11 protein-coding genes are annotated in these 19292 nt (G+C 69.9%); 7 read left to right on the top strand and 4 right to left on the bottom strand.

Features of this window, described 5'->3' with window-relative positions; genetic code table 11:
* Positions 1 to 17 precede the first annotated feature (17 nt).
* Positions 18 to 1403, top strand: coding sequence for a DUF362 domain-containing protein (locus tag WME79_RS43130; RefSeq protein ID WP_437527496.1), 1386 nt, complete (start codon positions 18 to 20; stop codon positions 1401 to 1403).
* Between the two features lie 197 nt (positions 1404 to 1600).
* Here the strand turns inward: WME79_RS43130 and WME79_RS43135 are convergent, their stop codons facing one another.
* Complete coding sequence (locus WME79_RS43135) at positions 1601 to 5668, bottom strand: hypothetical protein (protein ID WP_437527499.1); 4068 nt, start codon at positions 5666 to 5668, stop codon at positions 1601 to 1603.
* A 617-nt stretch (positions 5669 to 6285) separates the two neighbouring features.
* Here WME79_RS43135 and WME79_RS43140 point away from each other — a divergent pair.
* The 3 genes from WME79_RS43140 (at position 6286) to WME79_RS43150 (ending at position 12644) form a co-directional block, all read left to right on the top strand.
* Complete coding sequence (locus WME79_RS43140) at positions 6286 to 7584, top strand: non-reducing end alpha-L-arabinofuranosidase family hydrolase (protein ID WP_437527501.1); 1299 nt, start codon at positions 6286 to 6288, stop codon at positions 7582 to 7584.
* Positions 7585 to 7858: 274 nt separating this feature from the next.
* Positions 7859 to 11647, top strand: coding sequence for a protein kinase domain-containing protein (locus WME79_RS43145; protein WP_437527504.1), 3789 nt, complete (start codon positions 7859 to 7861; stop codon positions 11645 to 11647).
* 136 nt (positions 11648 to 11783) lie between these two features.
* The gene (locus tag WME79_RS43150; RefSeq protein WP_437527507.1) at positions 11784 to 12644 is read left to right on the top strand and encodes a hypothetical protein; all 861 of its coding nucleotides are present in this window, start codon (positions 11784 to 11786) and stop codon (positions 12642 to 12644) included.
* 11 nt (positions 12645 to 12655) lie between these two features.
* Here the strand turns inward: WME79_RS43150 and WME79_RS43155 are convergent, their stop codons facing one another.
* Complete coding sequence (locus WME79_RS43155; protein WP_437527509.1) at positions 12656 to 13279, bottom strand: hypothetical protein; 624 nt, start codon at positions 13277 to 13279, stop codon at positions 12656 to 12658.
* Between the two features lie 108 nt (positions 13280 to 13387).
* Here WME79_RS43155 and WME79_RS43160 point away from each other — a divergent pair, with 108 nt between their 5' ends.
* The gene (locus WME79_RS43160; RefSeq protein ID WP_437527512.1) at positions 13388 to 14365 is read left to right on the top strand and encodes a DUF4423 domain-containing protein; all 978 of its coding nucleotides are present in this window, start codon (positions 13388 to 13390) and stop codon (positions 14363 to 14365) included.
* A gap of 214 nt (positions 14366 to 14579) precedes the next feature.
* Complete coding sequence (locus WME79_RS43165; protein WP_437527515.1) at positions 14580 to 15404, top strand: SIMPL domain-containing protein; 825 nt, start codon at positions 14580 to 14582, stop codon at positions 15402 to 15404.
* 49 nt (positions 15405 to 15453) lie between these two features.
* On the opposite strand, the gene WME79_RS43170 is transcribed toward WME79_RS43165, so the two are convergent.
* Together WME79_RS43170 and WME79_RS43175 are read right to left on the bottom strand one after the other, a co-directional pair.
* Complete coding sequence (locus WME79_RS43170) at positions 15454 to 16248, bottom strand: hypothetical protein (RefSeq protein ID WP_437527518.1); 795 nt, start codon at positions 16246 to 16248, stop codon at positions 15454 to 15456.
* A gap of 370 nt (positions 16249 to 16618) precedes the next feature.
* Positions 16619 to 18004: a sigma-54-dependent transcriptional regulator gene (locus WME79_RS43175; protein ID WP_437527520.1), complete on the bottom strand. Its 1386-nt coding sequence runs from the start codon at positions 18002 to 18004 to the stop codon at positions 16619 to 16621.
* 203 nt (positions 18005 to 18207) lie between these two features.
* Between WME79_RS43175 and WME79_RS43180 the strand changes: the two genes are divergently transcribed.
* Complete coding sequence (locus WME79_RS43180; protein ID WP_437527523.1) at positions 18208 to 19098, top strand: LysR family transcriptional regulator; 891 nt, start codon at positions 18208 to 18210, stop codon at positions 19096 to 19098.
* The last annotated feature ends 194 nt before the right edge of the window (positions 19099 to 19292 follow it).

A 19292-nucleotide genomic window follows, 5' to 3' on the forward strand; every position in this document is an offset into this window, starting at 1 on the left:
CCGCGACGAGCAGCCGCGTGGTGACGGTATCGAGGCCGGGCGTGAGCTACGGGGGCAGCGCGCCCTACGGCCCGCCGAGCCCTGTCTACGAGGCCGTCGAGGCGCTCTTCCGCCGGCTCGGCCTCGACGCGGCCCGCGCCGGCACGCCCGCGTGGAACCCGCTCGGCGACCTGATCGCGCCGGGGGACCGCGTCGTCGTCAAGCCGAACCTCGTCTCCTCGAAGAACCTTCACCAGAAGATCACGGGCGAGCGGCTCGCCGCCTCCAGCACGCACGGCTCGCTGCTCCGGCCCGTGCTCGACTACGCGCTTCGCGCCGCCGGCCCGCGCGGGAGCGTGCGCGTCATCGACTCCCCGGTCGAGGGCTGCGAGATCGAGAAAGTCGCCGGCCCGCTCGGCATCTTCGACGTCATCGATCACCTGAAGGCCCAGGGGCATGACATCGACTTCATCGACCTGCGGTATTTCCGCGTCGCGCCGGTGTTCGCGCTCGACGACGTGCGCCGCTTCGGCCGCTCCTGGAACCTCGGCCTGCTCCTCCGCCGCCGCCTGCCCGGCGATCCGCGGGGCTACCGGGTGGTCGATCTGGGCTCGAACAGCTTCTTCGCCGGCGCGGGCGCCCCGCGCAGCGCGGCGCTCCGCTTCCACCGCAGCCATTACGCGACGCCGGTGCCGCACCACGCAGGGCAGCGGCACGAGTACAGCATTCCCCAGACGCTCCTCGACGCGGATGTCGTCATCAACCTCCCCAAGCTGAAGACGCACAAGAAGACGGGTATCACGCTCTCGTTGAAGAGCGTGATCGGGTTGACGAACGAGAAGTACTGGCTCCCGCACTTCACCGAGGGCGATCCGTCCATGGGCGGCGACGAGTTCGATCGGCCTCAAGCTCTCGGAGACGCGGTGGAGAACAAGCTCAGCCGGTTCCCGCTCCCCGGCGATCACTCGCTCGTCGCGCGCGCGCCGCGGCTCGGGGCGCCGCCGAAGGTCATCGATGGCAGCTGGGAGGGGAACAACACGCTCTGGCGGACCATCCTGGATCTCAACCGCATCCTGTTCTTCGCGGACCGCGGCGGCGCGCTGCGCGTGGAGCCGCAGCGGCGGTACCTGACGATCGTAGACGGCATCGTCGCTGGCGAGGGCGAAGGGCCGCTCGGGGCGACGCCCGTGCGCGCAGGGCTCCTGATCGGCGGGTTCGATCCGGGCCTCGTCGACGCGATCGCCTCGCAGGGGATGGGCTTCGATCCGGCGCGGATACCGCTCGTGCGGGAGTCGCTGGGCGGGGTGTTGCTCCCTGGCAGTCACCTCGAGGGCGTCGAGCACATCGTCGACGGGCCCACGCCGACCCACCGGTTCAAGCCGCCGCGGAGCTGGCCGTCCCTGCTGCCGGGCAAGGCGGCGTGACGACCAAGGCATTCCCTCCAATCATGAGCAGAAGAAGCTCGCGGACGCCCTCAGGTCCTGATCCCCTCCCACCGGACGGGGACACCCGCCGGACCGTCGCTCCCGCAGGCTGAGGAGCGAACGCCGCGCCTTTCGATGCATGAACAAGCAGCCGAACCAGCGTCACGTCTGGTTCTGAAGCAACCTCGGGAGAGAGGCTATGGAGCGCCGCCGCCCCCCGATCCGGCCGGCAGCGGGCAGCTCTGTGCGTCGGCGGCGACCATCGGCCGGTTCCAGATCTCATTCTTCGGGTACACCTCGGTGAGCTTCAGCTTCGGGTCCACCGCGTTGTACGGCTTGGGCTGGAAATCGGCCGGCAGCGTGAACGCGAAGCCGAGGCAGCCGCCGGCGGGGCACTCGGCGAGGAAGAGCCCCTTGTCCGGGCTCCCGACGTCCTTGACCTCGGAGTACGCGCGCGCCGCCCAGGTCTCGCAGACGCGGGCGACCAGCTTCTCCAGCCCCTCGTAGCCTCTGGGGAGTGAGCCGGCGGCGACACACCCCTTGTTGTCCGGGCTCGGCGAGCAGAGATCGCGGGGCTGGCAGCGGAGATCGTCCTTCGGGTCGAAGTCGAAGGAGCCCGCGATCCGGCTGTGATCGATCGTGATCGTGAGCACGCCCGTCTTGCGGTCGAACGCGGCGGCGTCCGGCGGAGGGAGGCTCGCCTCCTTCTTGGTGAGGTACCGCGTGGACGCGTTGCCGTGCGGCAGCACCCGCACCCAGTTGAAGTGTTTCTTCGGATCGAAGCTCGGGCCGACGTAGATCTGATACGTCACCCTGGTCTCGCTGTTCGCGAACAGGTTGTAGACCGCATAGGTGTTGTTCTTGTCGAAGCTCGCCCGTTGATAGCCGACGTTGCTGGCGCCCAGGCAGGCGCCGTTCTGCGCGGCGCTGGCCGTGTCGATGAAGAACTTCCCGTTGCGCATGGTGAGCCCCATCCCCTGGCCGAGCGCCGCGCCCATGAAGAACGTGCCGCGGAGGCAGGCCTGCGTCGCAGCGTCGGAGCAGATCGTGGCGGCGCCCTCGCATCGCTCGGCCGGATCCTTTGAATCGAGGCGATACTGGCGATACACGGCGACCGCCGGCTTGCGGCCAGACCAGGAGTCGTCGGTGGTCGGCGAGTCGTTGGTGATCACCGGCGAGCTCGGCATGGCGGTGAGGCGGGCGATGAAGGTGCTCGCGAACTCGTGGGGCATGGTCACCGTCCCGAACGAGTTGCACTCGGGGACGGTCATCGGCGCGTCGTAGAAATGGTTGTTGCTGAGGCCCGAGCTTCGCGCAACCCCCTCCTTGGGCTTGATGCCGTTGAGCGTGCCGTCGAGGTCGTTGAGGATGGTCGTCGTGTCGATCGGCGTGAAGCTCTGATCGCCGAGGATCCTGTGGACTTCAGGCTTCGGCGGGACGGGGTCGCCATTGCCATAATAGTAATCCTGGTACTGATCGACGACGTTGTGCCGCGTCGAGGCAAGGCCGAAACCGCTGTCGCGGAAGGCGAATACGGGCGGGTAATAGAAGCCGTTCGGCTGTTTCCAGCCGACGCCGGCGTCGACGACGCGCACCCGGCTCTTGTCGACGAGGGGCTGGTTGGTGCGCGAGTAGACGCTCCAGCAAGGCGGGCTGCCTGCTCGCTCGTCGGCGATGAATACGTTGCCGTCGGAGAAGAACGGACCATCGTAGATGGTGATGAGCCGCTTCGGCTGGAAGCCACCGACGAAGTAGGACACGCCGTCCTTCTTGAGCGTGCAGAAGGCGCCCGTGCACCTGGCGCGCTCGTTGTCGAAGGCGCCCGTGCACGTCTTGCTCGCGTCGGTCCACAGGATCGGCCCGAGCGAAGAAGCAGCGGGCGCGAGCGGATCGGCGGTGCTGCTGACGAAGACGCTGTCCGCCGCGATCGCGAGCTGGCCGGGCAGCGCCTGCTCCGGGCTGCCGCCGCTCACCATGCCGAGGCCGCCGTAGAGCTGATCCGTCACCGCGCTGTTGGAGAACAGATAATGATAGGGCCGGAGCCAGACCGAGCCGACGTTGTCCTCCGCCCAGTTGAACGAGGTGGTGAAATGGTCGATGACGGTCGTGGCGCACGCCTCGGCGCCCCCGCCCGGCACACCGGCCAGGTTCCCCTTCATCCCCGGGCTGCAGGTGCCCATCGGCTCTCCCGAGCTCGTCGCCCTCGTCGCGTTGAAGTTGGCGCTCAACCGAGGCAGCATGTCGCTGCCGACGTCGTGAGGGGCGGGGACCGGGGTGAGGCCCGCGTTGCTCGACAGGTTCTCGGGCAGGGGAAAGCCGCTCGCCCGCTCCATCATGATCGCGTAGGCCGCCGTTGAGCACGAGTTTCCGCGGAAGCGGCGCAGCGGCGCCACCTGGCCGGGCCCGTTCCAGCTGGCGTAGCCCGGCGACCACGACATGGTTCGGCTCGGCCCGCTGATGAAGGAGTGGAGAGGCCAGTAGCACGTCCCCACCCCTTCGACGCCGACGGCTTTGTTACCGACGAAATCGTTGTCGGCGTTCATGATCCAGAACATCGCGGGGGTCATTGAATCGCTGCCGACCGTGTCCGGCTGTTGCGTGTCCGCGTTGAGGACCTTGTCGAGGATCGGAGGGACGAACCGTTGCGTCGGGCTGTCGCGGTCCTGGGCCGTGAAGTACTCCTTGAACGTCGCGCGCGCCGAGACGCCGAGGTTGTAGCAGAACGAGTTATCGATCTCGGAGCCGTCCTCGAGATAGAACGCGTGGCCAACCGAGAGGAAGCCGACGTTGCGCGCCACGTTGACCCCGTGTGTCCCATGGATGGTGACGAAGCGCGTATTCGACTCCCAGATGGAGCTGTCGGCGACGAACGCGTTGGTGTACGAGGTGTCCTTGGCCAGGTGGAAATGGACGGGATAATGGCCCATCCTCCCTCCCTGACCGAGCTGGTAGAGCTCGACGCCCTGGAGCTGAAACCGCCCGAACCCCTGGCGGGCGATGACATGGCCCCCGAAATAACAGTCCTCGGGCGGAGGGGGTTTGGACGGATCGAGCCGGCAATCCTCGGCTCTCGGGAAGTCCTTCGGCATGCCGCTCGTCGGATCGAAGGTCGCCCCCATGGAGCGGATGGTGATGCTCCTCGTGAGCAGGCCGACTGCGGCCCTCACGTCGACCGTTTTCCTGGTACGCGCCGGATCGTGGCTCAAGCGCTTTGGATCGATCTGAAACAGCTTGCCTTCGTGAAACTCGCGGGTCGCTCCGCCCGGAGGGAGCGTGAGCTCCTGGCCGCTCGCGCCGGCGAGCGTCAACAGCTCACTGTGGCTCGGCTGCCAGTCCGTCGTGGCGAGGACGATCTTGTCCCCTTGCGCCCAGTCGACCGGCCGGTCCACGACGAGCGCCGTGGAGCTCGGCGCCGCGCCCTGGTTCAAGCGAGCCCAGCTGATCCCGCTTCCGGCGGCCCACGCCGCGTCGTCGAGCTGCTGATCGGCCGGAGGGATCGCGCACATCCGCTCGCGGGCTGCGGGCGCCTCGGGATTGGCGCGCACGCTGTCAGCGACTCCCTTCTTGCCAAAAAGCGCGACGCTGCCGCCGTAGCTGACGGCAAAGACCTTGGAGCCGAAATAGGTGCCGTCGCCGTGGAGATTCTCGTAGCCCTCGAACCGAGCGCTGTTGCCCGCTGTCTCGCGCGTGTCGGACGCCTGGCAAGGGTCGTTGAGATCGGGGCCGGTGCAGAGCTTACCCACCCGATCGGGCGGATAACAGGCCGCCTCCTTGCCGCTCTCGTCCTTGCATGTGGCCCCAGGTGTCTTGTCAACCCCCGGCGCGCCGCCCCAGAGGCCGATCGTGAGCTTGCCTCCGCCGCTGCCGAACGGCTTGCACCAGGCGCCCGCGCGGAGCGAGCCGCCCTTTTGCACCAGAATGGATCGGGCATAGAGCCTGGTCTCGCCGGGCTCGTCGCGGAAGAAGAGCGCGCCGCCCTTGATGACGTTGATGTTTCCGTACGTGAATGTCCCTCGGGGCACGACGCGGCAGTCCTTGATGACGGCGTCGGGGGGAGTCCCCTGCGGGCCTCCCGGAGAGATGGGCGCTGCGACGCCGCCGTCGGTGATGAGCTGGCAATCCGGAGGCGGCTCCGCATCCGGGCAACCGCGTGAGAGGGCCGCGGAGGTGCTGAGGACGGGCGAGGCCGCGTTGGTCTGGCAGGCGGAGAGGGCCGCCGCTGCGAGCACCAGAAGGGTTGAACGGATCGATGTGCGAGGGCTCATCCAGGCATTCAGACGACCATGAAAAGTCGCGAGGGTCAACTCCCGAGGCCGGAGCGAGCCCGTCAGCCCTCGGAGGCATCGAGCCGCCTCCCCCGCCCTGCCAGCTTTCGATGCCAAAGGTGCCAATCGTCAGGCTCATGGGACCACGGTCGGCAGCTGCGAGGCCCCTGGAGGCATCCCCTCAAATTTTTCAAAAAATTCACAGGGAGGCGGGGAGACAGGGAGGAAAATCTTCAAATACTCCCTGTCTCCCCGCCTCCCCGGTTCAATTTCCCCGCTGAAAAGGGCTGCCCAATAAGGGGATTCCTTGGGCGGGGACCAGCAGGGTCGACATTGCGAAAGCCACGTTCCCTTGATGCTTCTTTCTTGTATGACAGCTCACACGAACGCCGCCGCCGGCCGCCGCTGCGCACCCATTGAGCCCGAGGATGACCGTGCGCCGGTTTTTGTTTGACTCCCGCCATGTGAACGCTCACAATTCGGACTCCGGGTATCCTTCCGCTTTGCCCTGGGTGGGCCGCCATGTGGCACCGGCCCTTCGTCCTCGTACGCGTTCACCTTGACGGTCGGGCTCTGAGGAGCTCGCGGCCCGATCGGGCATCCCTCTGGAGACCAGCATGATCACTCCCTTCGACTTGCCTCGCCGCCCCCTGACTCCGTCCCGTTCCATCCTTCGTTTCTCTGTCCTCGGTTGTGTGCTCGCCGCGCTCGCCGGTTGCGGCAGCGACACGGCGGACGAGCAGCCACCCCCTGATGGCGCGGGTGGCTCGGAGAACCCGACGACGAGCGCCAGCAGCACGACAGGCGCGAGCACAAGCGCAGGGGGCACAGGTGGATCGATCCCCGGCACGAGCACGAGCACGAGCAGCGGAAGCGAACCGGGTACGGGCGGCGACCCGACGGCCGGGGCCGGGGGGAGCGGCGGCGCTCCGGGGGACGGCGGTGGTGGCGCAGGCGCGGGCGGCTCGCCCGTGACCTGCGACCTGCCCACCTCGTTCAAGTGGAAGTCGGGGCCTCCGGTGATCGGCCCCAAGCCGCCTTCTGGCCGCACCTTCGCCTCCGTCAAGGACCCGACGATCGTGTTCCACGACGGCAAGTACCACGTATTTGCCACCGTGTTCGACACCACGTCGGGCAGCGGCTCGTGGAGCTCCGTGTACTTGAACTTCACCGACTTCGCTCAGGCGAGCTCCGCTCCGCAACAGCACATGGCGAGCTGGCCCACCGGCAGCACGGTCGCGCCCCAGGTCTTCTTTTTCCGGCCGCACAACAAGTGGTACCTCATCTACCAGTGGAACGGCCGGTACTCGACCAACGACGACATCAACAACCCCAACGGCTGGAGCCGGCCCCAACCGCTGCTCAAAGGCGAGCCCGGCGCCATGGGGAGCGTCCTTGGCGCGCTGGACTTCTGGAACATCTGCGACGACAAGAACTGTCATCTGTTCTTCTCGCGGGACGACGGGAAGCTCTACCGCTCCAAGGTCAGCATCGATAAATTCCCGGCTTTCGATGGGTACGAGGTCGTCATGACGGCTCCCAGCTCGGGGCTCCTGTTCGAGGCCAGCAACGTCTACAAGGTGGATGGCACGAACAAGTACCTGCTCCTGGTGGAGGCGTTCGACAACAGCCCTCGCTTCTTCAGGTCATGGACGTCCGAGAGCCTCGACGGCCCCTGGGCTCCGCTGGCGGACACCAAGCAGAAGCCCTTCGCCGGCCCTTCCAACGTGACGTACGAAGGCGGGGACTGGAGCGACGACATCAGCCATGGCGAACTGATCCGCTCCGGGGAGGACGAGCGAATGACCATCAACGCGTGCAACATGCAGTTCCTCTACCAGGGCAGAGATCCGAACGTCGGGGGGGATTACGGCAAGTTGCCGTACAAGCTGGGTCTGTTGACGCTCGAGAAGTAACCTCGCTCACCTCCTCGAGCTCTCGGGAGGGACTCCCGCTCAGAAGAGGCGATCTCCCCATCGGAGGTTCCCCAGCGGGCCCGTGGCGACATCGGCCAGGGTCGGAATCGGGGTCAACCATCGATGCGTCCGGGGCGCCACGCGCGCACGATCCGCGGCCAGAATCCAGAGGATCGCTGGACGAACGGCATTCTCCGTCTATCCTTGAGCGGTGCGCTCGGGGGAGCTCTTGGGGGGGCGCTTCCGCGTCGAAGCGCTCGCGGAGAGCGGAGGCATGGGCGCGGTCTACCGCGCCTGGGACGTCACCACCGGAAGGCGGGTCGCCGCCAAGGTGCTGCACGATCCGTCGCCGCAGCACCTCGCGCGCTTCGCGCGGGAGGCGGAGCTCCTCGCCCGTCTCGCACACCCCGGAATCGTCCGGTACGTCGCCTACAGCGCCGCGCGCGAGAGCACGCCCTTCCTGGTCATGGAATGGCTGGAGGGAGAGGACCTCTCCCGGCTCCTCTCGCGCCGGCGGCTCACGGTCGCCGAGACAGTCGAGCTCGGGGCGCGCGTCGCCGCGGCCCTGGGCGCCGCCCACGCGCGGGGGATCGTCCACCGCGATCTCAAGCCGGCCAACATCTTCCTCGTCCGCGGCCGGATCGAGGAGCCCAAGCTCCTCGATTTCGGGGTCGCCCGTCTCCTGGACATGGCGCCGATCACCGGCGCCGGGGTGCTGGTCGGCACGCCCGACTACATGGCCCCGGAGCAGGCGCGCAGCGGCGATGAGGTCGGCGCGCCCGCCGACATCTTCTCGCTCGGCTGCGTGCTCTTCCAGTGCGTCACCGGCGCGCCGCCATTCCAGGCAGATCACCTGGTCGCCCTCCTCGCCAGGATCATCTTCGACGATCCGCCGCACCTGTCCGAGCGCTGCGTCGGCGCACCCCTGTGGCTCGACGCGCTGCTCTCGCAGATGCTCGAGAAGAATCCGGCGCGGCGCCCGCGCGACGGGGCCGCGGCCCACGCCGCGCTCGCGGCGCAGGAGGTCCACGGCGGATCGATCCCGGCACCGACGAGCTCCGCCCTCACCAACAGCGAGCGCCGCTTCCACGGCGTCGCGGTGATCGGCCGCGCGCCAGCGTCCGCGCTGGACGCCACCCTCTCGGTCTGCGAGGCGGACGCGGACACCGGCGCGCTCCGGGAGGTCGCCGCCCGCTTCGAGGGGCGCCTGGAGCTGCTCGCCGACGGGACGGCGGTGCTCATCGTCGGCCGCCCGCACGTGCCCACCGACGTCGCCGCGCAGCTCGCGCGCTGCGCGCTGGCGCTGCGGGAGCGCGTCCCCGATCGCCCGATCGCGATCACGGTCGGCTGGGGCGAGCTCGGGCGCGGCCTGCCGGTCGGCGACGCCATCCAGCGCGCGGCGGGGCTGCTCCGGAGCGCGGGCGGCACAGACGCGCCGCAGATCCTCCTCGACAGGACCACCGCCGGGCTGCTCGAGGCCCGCTTCGAGGCCGCGATCACCGCGTCCGGCGCCGTCGAGCTGCGCGGCGAGCGCAGCGCCGCCGAGCCGTGGCGCCCGCTCCTCGGCAGGCCCACGCCCTGCGTCGGCCGCGATCACGAGCTCCGCCTGCTGGAGCAGACCTTCGCCGCCTGCGCCGGCGAGCCCGCCGCCCGGGCGGTGCTCGTCCTCGGCGCCGCGGGCATGGGCAAGTCCCGCCTGCTCCAGGAGCACCTCGCGGCCCTCCGGCGCGCCGGTACGCCCGTGGAGATCTGGGCAGGGCTCGGAGCTCCGCTGCGCGCGGGCTCCATCGGCGGCCTGCTCGCGGAGGTGATCCGGAGCGCGGCGGGGATCACGGGCGGCGAGCCCATCGAGGACCGGCGCGCGCTCCTCCGGGCCCGCGTCGCCCGCCGCGTGCCCGAGGAGGAGCGGCGCCGGATCGAGGTGTTCCTCGGCGAGCTCGCCGGGGTCCCCTTTCCCGACGAGGACAGCCTCCCGCTCCGCGCCGCCCGGCAGGATCCCGAGCTGCTCGGCGAGCAGATGCAGCGCGCGCTGCGCGATTTTCTGCGCGCCGAGTGCGCGGTCCAGCCGGTGGTGCTCGCGCTGGAGGACGTGCACTGGGCCGATCGCGCCTCGGTCGCGGCCATCGACACGGCCCTGCGCGAACTCGCGGACCAGCCGCTCGTCGTGCTCGCCACGGCGCGCCCCGAGATCAAGCAGACCTACCCCGATCTCTGGGCCGATCGCGGACGGCAGGAGCTCTGGCTCAGGCAGCTCTCGCCGAGGGCGTGCGCGCAGCTCACGCGCGAGGCGCTGGGCGACGCGGCCGACGGGGCGCTCGTCGATCGTCTGGTCACCCAGTCCGAGGGCCAGCCCTTCTTCCTCGAGGAGCTGATCCGCGCGACGGCGGAAGGCCGAGGCGACGCGCTGCCCGAGACGGTGGTCGCGATGGTGCAGGTCCGGCTGGAGGCGCTCCCGCCCCCTGCGCGCCGGATCCTGCGCGCCGCCAGCGTGCTCGGCGAGGTGTTCTGGCGAGGCGCCGTCGCGCACCTGCTCGGCGGCGACCCCGCTCTGCTCGCGGATCACCTCGCCGCGCTCGTCACCGGGGAGCTCTGCGTCCGCCGCCGCGAGGGCCGCTTCCCGGGCGAGGAGGAGTACTCCTTCCGCCAGGCGCTCCTGCGCGAGGGCGCTTACGCGCAGCTCACCGAGGACGATCGAGCGCTCGGCCACCGCCTCGCCGCCCAGTGGCTCGAGGCCGCGGGCGAGGCCGATCCGCTGGTGCTCGCGGCGCACTGCGAGCGCGGCGGCCTGACCGCCAAGGCGGCGTCGCTGCTCATTCGAGGCGCCGAGCTCGCCGCCGCGCGCCGGGCCTACCTCGACGCCGAGGGCTGTTATGGGCGCGCCGAGGCGCTGCTCGGCGCGCTGCTCCCCGCGGCGCGCCACGCGCGGGGCCTCGCTCGCTTCCGGCTCGGGCGTCACGCCGAGGCCCTCGCCGATCTCGCCGCGGCGCGCGACGAGGCGGCCGAGGTGTCGGAGCCAGCGGCGGAGATCGAGCTCCTCCTCGATGAGGCCATGATCCTCGACTGGACGGGCGAGTACCGGGCGGCGAGCTGTCGGGTCGCGGCCGCCGAGCGCCTGGCCGACTGGGTGGCCTCACCCCTGCTCGGCGCCCGCCTGCTCCTCGGCCTGGGCCGCTCGCTCCACCGCGTCGACCGCGAGGACGAGGCCGCCATGGTGCTCTCGCGCGCCGCGGCGCAAGCGGCGCGGCTCGGGGACGAGGGCCACGAGACGCACATCATCGCCCGGCTGATGCTCGGCTTCATCCTGGCCAGCCTCGGCCGGGTCGACGAAGCGGCGCGGGACCTCGACGCGGTGATCCTCAGCTGCGAGGAGCGCAGCGATCTCATGCACCTCGGCGCAGCGCTGAACAACCGCGGGCTCGTGCGGGCCCTCCGGGGCGACCGCGCCGGGATGATCGCCGATTGCGAGCGCACCATCGCGCTTGGACACGAGCTCGGCCAGCCAGCGTTCGAGCTCATCGGCCGCTTCAACCTCGCCGAGTACCTGTACCTGATGGACGATCTCGAGGCCGCGGCGCCCCACGCGCGCGCCGTCCAGGCGATAGGGCCGCGCTGCGGCGAGCACCACGCGCCGATCGCCGTGGCGCTCCTGACCGCGCGCCTGCGCCTCTACCAGGGCGACGAGGCGGGCGCTCGCGGGATCGCCCTGGGGCTCCGAGCGGCGCAAGAGGAAGCCGGCGGTGACGCGCTGAAGCCCTCGGAGGACGTGCTCTGCTCGATGATCGAGCTCGCGACCCGCGACGACGACCGCGCCGCGTGGGCGGCGCTCGAGGAGCGCTCCGCGCGCTGCTCGGTAGGGCAGGAGCGGATCGAGGTGCTCGAAGCGCGGGCCCTCGCCGCCTTCCGTCGCGGCCGGCACGTCGATGCCCGGGCGCAGATCGAGCGCGCCCTCGCGGCCGCCTCCACCACGCCGACCGTCATGGTCAGTCGCCTCCGTCGCTGGCACGCGGAGCTGACGACGCTGACCGAATCGGACGCCCCGGACACCCATCCTCATCGCCGCTGACTCATCTTTCACGGGCGTGACAATGCAGGAAAAGGTAAAATATTGAACCCATAGTGAACCTATGGGCGATGGTTGGTTAGCCCGCGCCCGCGCGCAGGGAGCCGTCGGGTTATACGCCAGAAATGGGGGGGAACCCATGTCTCTCAAGCAGACATTCATCGTGCTTGGCTGGGCTGGTGTGCTGTCGGGCTGCGCCGCCGAGGTGGTGGACATCGGTGCGTGGGATGAGCCTGTGGGGGAATCCCAGGGGGCCCTTCTGAGCGGCAACGCGCTCAGCGCGAACGCCCTGAACCTCAATGCCTTGAACCTCAACGCCTTGAACCTCAACGCCTTGAACCTCAACGCCCTGAACCTCAACGGTCTCAGCGCGCAAAACCTCACCGCGATCCGGGATCCAGGGACGAGCGGCGCGCTGGCGCGCGAGTTCATGCGTTATGCGACGAGCTGCGCCCTGACCAGCACGGCGTCCTTCGCCTTCTCGTGGACGGACTCCAGCGGCGTCGTCCACAACGAGCGCTACCCCGGGCTGCTCGGCGTCGCGCCCACCTGGGCGAGCGGGCCGCTCGACGAGCTCGGGCAGCGCATGGTCTCCAGCTGCGTGGCGGCGCGCGTGAACTACTATCGAGTACCGGTCCTCATCTCCGCCCGCTCGCTGCGGGATCCGTTGAAGACGCTCTCCTCCAGCCAGGAGCTCATCGATTATCCGGACATCGAGGGGGCCTTCTGGGGCAACCTGTTCGCGGCGCAACCCTACATCAACGCCTGCTACAACAGCGCAACGGTCGCCAACTCGCGCGCCTACCAGCGCGACTGCGCCGCGGGCCACCTGATGTCCGACGGCCAGATCGTGGGGTGCGGGGTGATCCGCATGGTCGGACCATGCAGCGGGGTCTGCCAGAGCCTCAACGGGGCCGGCCAGTACTACCCGTCCTGCGTCGACCGCCCGGGCCAGAGCACCGCGACCATCAAGGAGGTGATCACCACCGCTTTGCCCTGACCGGCGCGCCCTCAAAAGGCGCCGACCTCGCCGAGCAGCGTCCCGTTCTCGATCAGGTCCACATGGCCCCGAGGGGTCGACTCGCCCGCCGCCCAGCGCGATTCGACGGAGAGCTCGAATGCGCCGCCGCACCCGGCGCAGCTGTCCCCCGATCCGCGGCCGGCGTACACGTCCGGGAACGGGTTCTCGTCGAAGGAGAAGGACAGGCGAAGCTGCGCCGCCCCGTCGTCGCCCCGATAGAGCGCCCCGCGCTGCTCGTGGTGGAGCATGCCGTCGCTGCTCGATAGATGCCCGAGCACGAGGATCTGCAGATAGGCGTCGGCACACGCGCTGCTGCGGTCGATGTACGCCACGACCGGTGAGCTCTCGGTGTCGGCGGCGAGAGACCAGCTCACGGCGCTCGCCGTCCCGTTGGCCCATGTCACGTCGAAGCTTCCGGTCCCCCCGGTCGCGTCGATGGCCTGCTGGCCGCTCACACCGAGCGGCGTCGGGTCGGAGAGGGCGTGCTCCACGGCCTGACCCGTTGTCTGCGGGAGGAAGTCGCAGGGGTCGGCGGCGACCTCCCCCGTCTGTCCCCCGCCCGCGCACCCCATGAGCAGCCCCGCCAGGAGCCAGCAAGCAAGCCGTACGTTCATCGAAGCCTCCATCAGCATCCACTTGCCGCAGCGCAGGAGCCCTCGCAAGCGTCGCGTAGCGCAGTTACGCATTATCTATCGCTCCGATGTGCTAGTATCGATGCATAAATGCGATACAACACGTCGCAATATGATGAAATCGCGAGAGATTTCTGCCGGGCGCTCCGCGGCCGGCGCTCGCAGCGGCAGCTGAGCGTCCGCCTTGGCTACGGGACGAACGTCGCCTTCGGCTGGGAGTCCGGGCGGCGCTTTCCCACGCTCCCCACGGTGCTGCGCGTCGCGGCCTACAACGGCGTTGAGGTCCATCGTGTGCTCTCGGACTTCGTGCGCCAGGAGTCCGCCTTCGGCGCGGGCGTCGCCGTCTCCGACCCGGCCCTCACGGCCACGCTCCTTCAGGTCGTCAAGGGAGGGCTGAGCAACGCCGAGATCGGCTCCCGGATCGGGCGCAGCGCGTCCCAGGTGTCGCGCTTCATCGCGGGCACCTCCCAGCCGCGGCTGCCCGACGTGCTGGCCCTCGTCGACGCGACCACCGACCGGCTCCTCGACTTCCTCGCCCTCTTCGTCCATCCGGGGCAGCTGCCCTCGGTGGCGCGCGACTTCGGTGTGCTCGAGGAGCGCCGGCGGGTAGCGACGGAGCTCCCCTGGTCTCACGCGGTCCTGCGCGTCCTCGAGCTCGCGAGCTACGCGGCCCTCCCCTGCCATGACGACGCCTGGGTCGCCGCTCGCCTCGCGCTCCCGCACGACGAGGTGCGCGCGTGCCTCGAGGCCCTGTCGCGGGCAGGCCTGATCCGATGGCGCGGAGGGCGGTACGCCGTCACGGCCGAGACGGTCGACATGACCCGCGGGGCCGCCGAGCCGCGACAACGATTGAAAGCGCACTGGCTCGACGTCGCAGCGGGCCGGCAGCGCCGCGGCGATCCGGGGCTGTACTCCTACAACCTCGTCAGCGTCGCGCGCGGTGATCTCGCGCGGCTGCGGGCCTTGCACGTGCGTTATTTTCACGAGCTCCGGCAGATCGTGTCGGATTCGCGCGAGCCCGACTGCGTCGCGCTGGTGGCGATGCAGCTCTTCGAGCTGGGCGCGTGAGGCGCGAGCCGGGCAGAGAAGGATGTCCTGTCAACCCGGGGCAGGCCCGCAGCTGGGCATGCGGGCGCCTCGCGGGCAGAGGCCGTACTTTACAGAAGCGAAGGACCCTCGAGCCCGCCCCTCGCGGTCGAGCCTCCTCGGCCCTAGATTCGGTGCGCTGACAGCGATTTCGGCTGCCGGGGGCAGCCGATCCGCTCGAAGGAGGAGAATCGCGATGCGTCCCATGATGCCGACCCTCACGCGAAGCCTCATCGCAGGGCTCGCGCTCGGGGTCATGACGTGCATTTCGTCGACCGCGCTGGCCGGGAGCCCTGTTGCCGGGCGCCTCGCAACGGATGGCCTCGCAGCCGAGGAACCCGAGGCCACGGCGGAGAACGCCGAGAACCGGACGATCACGATCGGCGGCGCCGGCGAGGTCACGAGGCCTGCGGATTCGATGCGCACGAGCATCGGCGTCGAGGCCCGCGAAAAGACGCTCGGGGCCGCGCGCGACAAGGCCGCGAGCAGGTCGCAGGCAGTGCTCGCCGCCCTGCGCGGCCTCGCTATCCCAGGGCTGGAGATCCGCACGGTCAATATCTCGCTCTCGCCGATCCAGGAGTCGAGCCTGGCGCGCGAGGAGATCACCGAACCCAGGATCATCGGTTATTCGGCTTCCAGCCAGCTCGCCGTCGCGCTGCGGGGCGTGTCGCCGGCCGAGCTACAGGCCGCAGGCTCGAAGATCCTCCAGGCCGCGCTGACCTCGGGCGCCAATGACGTCGGCGGGCTCGAGTTCTTCCTGAGCAACCCCACCGAGGCGCGCCGCGCGGCCCTCGCGGCCGCCGTGCAGGACGCGCAGGCGAACGCCAAGGCGGTGGCCAAGGCGGCGAACATCAGGATCGTCGAGCTGCAGTCGATCTCGGTCGTTCAACCGGAGCGCGATATCTATGCGCAGCAGATGAAGGGTGGGTTCGGAGGCGCGGACGGCTTCCCCGTCGAGCCCGGCAAACTCCGTATCACCGCCGCGGTCACGGTCCGCGTGGCGTTTGCCCCGAACCTGTGACGTGAACGCTCACATTGGGCGTTCGACGCACAGGGGCTCGTTCGTCGGGTCAGTTGGCGATGAACGCGCAACACCCGGCGAGGCAGATGTAGCCATCGGCGCACCCGTCGCTGCAAGGATCCGCGCACGTCGGAGCCGACCCGCCTTCGCCGCCGCCGGGGTCGGAGCCGCCGCCGCCGGGGTCGGAGCTGCCGGGGTCGGAGCCGCCGCCGCCATCGCTCTCGCCCGTGCTCCCGTCGTCGGGGCAATCGTTCCAGCCGTCGTCGCTGCAGCCCGGATCGCCGGAACTGCTGCTGTCTCCGGGGTCGCCGGAGCCGCTGCTCGGGCCGCCGTCGCAATGGCCAGGGCCGATGCCGCCCTCGTTGAAGTCAGCGAGCACATCCGCCAGCGCGACGGCATCCCCGGCCGCGCTGCCTTGCTTGACGCCGTACGGGAGCCGGCCATCGGCGTCCTTGTTGTCCGTCATCCACGCCTGGGCGTCCGCGAGCGCCCCGCCCAGGGCGGCGTCGTTCGCGCCGCTGCCCACGTTCAGCAGCGCGGCGATCAGCTGGTGGGCCAGGATCAGGCTGGTGTCGCCCCGAGGCGGCGTCTGAAAGAGCTCCAGCAGCTCCGCGTGGGAGTACTCGACTCCTCCGATGTTGAGCTCCCATAGCGGCCAGCTCGCCACGTGGTTCTTCCAGTAGCCCTGGGTAAGCGTACAGCCGTCCCACTCGGACGCGGGCGGAGTGCCGACCACGTTGCCTCTCCCCTCGCCCAGGCGATCCGCGTCGCTGTTCCCACAGGCGACGAGGGCGGAGCCAACCAGCGACAGACACCCCACGAACACCAACCTGCCTAGCGTCATGATTCCTCCTGAAGTTGCGCGTCGTGCGATGGGCGCTCCTCGCGAGGAGCGGGCGACATCGCGCGTGTCAGGCGGCGGGCATCGCGCCGGATCAGGGCGCACAGGCGACCCCGTTCCGGCGGGACCATGGTCTCGATCCACCCGCCCCAGCTGCAGCTCATGAGGAGCCGCGCTCTCGGCTTCTTCAGTGCCGGCCTGCGCTCGGCGCGGCTCATGTTTTTGTGGGTGCTTTCTGATCCCGTGTCGTTCTGGATCGATTGAATTTTTCCTTCACCAACACATGAGTGACCGAGATCACTTCAGCCCATGAGATCCCGCGTCATTCTCGTTTGGTCAAACTCTTCCTTCACCAGCGCACGAGCGACCGAGATCACTTCAGTCCATGACGATCCATCTTGTTGAGCAGCCCCTGGCGCGACAGCCCGAGCCGCGCCGCTGCCTGGCTCCTGTTGCCCTGGGTCGCCCGGAGCGCGGCGGCGATCTCGCGCCGCTCCAGCGCGGCAATCTTCTCTTCCAGCGTCGCCCCCTCGGCCGGCTCGTCGCCTGCTGGTGCCGCGGGCGCGCTGCCTCGCCGCGCCGGAGAGAGGTCCTCCTCGAGGATCTCTCCCCTGCCCCCGGCCATCACGAGCGCGCGCTGCATCTCGTGCCGGAGCTCTCGCAGATTGCCGGGCCACTCGCAGGCCTCGAGCCGGCGCATCGCCCCGGGCGAGATCGCGGTCACCGGCGAGCGCGGCACGAGGGCCCGCGACAGGTTCAGGAAGTGCTGCGCGAGGAGCGGCAGATCGCCCACGCGGTCCGCGAGCCGCGGCAAGGCGATCTCGATCCCGCGAACGCGCCAGTAGAGGTCGTCGCGAAAGGTCCTGTCCGCCACCATCGACTCGAGCGCTCTGTGGGTGGCCGAAACGACACGGACGTCCACGGTCAGCGGCCGCGCGGCGCCCACCGGCAGGATCTCGCCCGTCTCGAGCACGCGCAAGAGCTTCACTTGCAGCGCCGGCTCCATGTCGCCGAGCTCGTCGAGGAACAAGGTCCCTCCGTCCGCCTCGACGAACAGGCCGGGAGCGTCCTTGATCGCGCTCGTGAAGGCGCCTTTCCGGTGGCCGAACAGCGTCGATTCCAGGAGGGTCGGCGCGAGCGCGCCGCAGTTGACCGCGATGAAGGCCTTGTCCTTCCGGCGGCTCCTTGCGTGCAGGTAGCGGGCGAACACCTCCTTGCCCGTGCCCGATTCGCCGGTGATGAGCACCGGCACGTCGGTCGGCGCCGCGCGCTCGCACAGCGTCCTCGCCTCGAGGAAGGCCGGCGACTGGCCGAGCATCGCCGAGGCGTCGCCCTCGCGGGCGGCGAGCGAGCGCTCGAGCTCTGCGACCCGGTCTTCCAGCGCGAGGCGCGCGGCCGCGCGAGCGACCACGGAGAGCAGCACGTCGGGGTCGACGGGCTTGGCCAGGAAGTCGTACGCGCCGCGCTCGACGAGGCGCAGCGCGAGCGGGGTCTCGCCCGCGCCCGAGACGACGATCACCTTGGCCGCGGGCCGCTCGGCGAGGAGCTTGTCCGCGAGCGCTGCGCCCTCCTCAGGGCGGCCCGACGGCGGGAGCATCAGGTCGAGCACGACGAGGCGCGCGCTCGTGCGGCGGAGCTCAGAGAGCGCCTTCGGGGCGGCGCCGGCCTCGGCGACGGCGTAGCCCTCCAGCGCGAGCAGCTCGCGGTAGGCGTCGCGAAACCCCGGATCGTCGTCGATGAGCAGGACGGTCTCGGTCACGGGTGACCGTACCGCGCCGCCAGGGCGCGGATCCAGACAGGTTCATCCAGGAGCACGTCGGTGTGCTCCTCGTGTACGCTGAGAAGCGGTCCGATACGGGTCTCCCGCGCTGCATGTTGGAAGCATTCCAGAGCTGTCCCGCGTGGCGAACGCGGGCCCAGACGGCGCCGAAGGCCCCAGCGCCAGGACGAGAGGCATGACCCGTGGATCTGGATGAGCTGCGTGTGTTCGTGGCCATTGTCGACCGAGGCTCCTTCGCGGCAGCGGCCAAGGCGCTGCGCTTCCCGCTCGCCACCCTCCGGCGGCGCTTCGACGAGCTCGAGGCGCGGATGGGCGTGAAGCTGCTCGATCGCAGCCACCAGGGCGCCGTCCCGACCGGCGCGGGGGCCGTGCTGGTGGACAAGGCGCGCGGGCTGCTCCACGACGTGCAGTCGCTGGCGGAGTCGGTCCGCCAGGCGGGGGCGGAGCCGAGCGGCGAGCTGCGGATCGCCATCCCGCAGGGGATGCTGCCCGAGATCGCGAGCGCGTTCTTTCACCTCGCGCTCAATCACACCCCGAAGGTGACGTGGCGCATCCATTCCGTGGACGATCCGGCGCTCGCGTTCTCGGGTGAGGTGCACGCGGCCATCTGCTTCGGAGCGAAGCCGCCCGACGGGCCCTGGGTGGCCCGCAAGCTGCTCACGCTGCGGGAGCGGCTCGTCGCCAGCCCGGCGTACCTCGAGCAGCACGGCACGCCGTCGCAGGTCGACGATCTCGCCGCGCACCGCCTGCTCCTGTGGGAGCGCCCCGGAGACCCCGGAGACACGCTCCCCCTCGCCGACGGGACGAGGCTCCCGATCGCGCCCTCGCTGAGGATGACCGATCCCTTCCTGCTGCAGCAGTGCGCCGCGCGCGGGTGCGGCATCGCGTTCCTGCCCGAGGTGGCCGTCCCCGTGGCGTCGCTCGAAGGCGGGCTGGTGCCTGTGCTGGAGGACCAGGTGCAGAGCAAGATCTACGCCTGGGCGCTGGCCCGCCCCTCGAGCTTCGAGTCGCCGAAGATCCGATCGGCGTTCGAGGAGGTCGTCAAGCTCCTGGAGGCGCTCCGGCAGGCCTAGCGCGGCGGTCGGGGGTGACCAAAATCCGCTCGACGGGTAGCAACCCCTGCTCATGGCCAGCGGTCGGGAGAGGGCTTATTCATTGACGAGTCGATGAGGCGAGCGCGCCGAGAGGCGCGAGGCTCGGCCCTCATCTCGAATGAATGCAGCCCTTCGCGCTTCGCGCCGATCACGGCGCGCGGAGCGCACGCCAT

The sequence above is a fragment of the Sorangium sp. So ce726 genome (genome assembly GCF_051521405.1).
Lineage (GTDB): Bacteria > Myxococcota_A > Polyangia > Polyangiales > Polyangiaceae > Sorangium.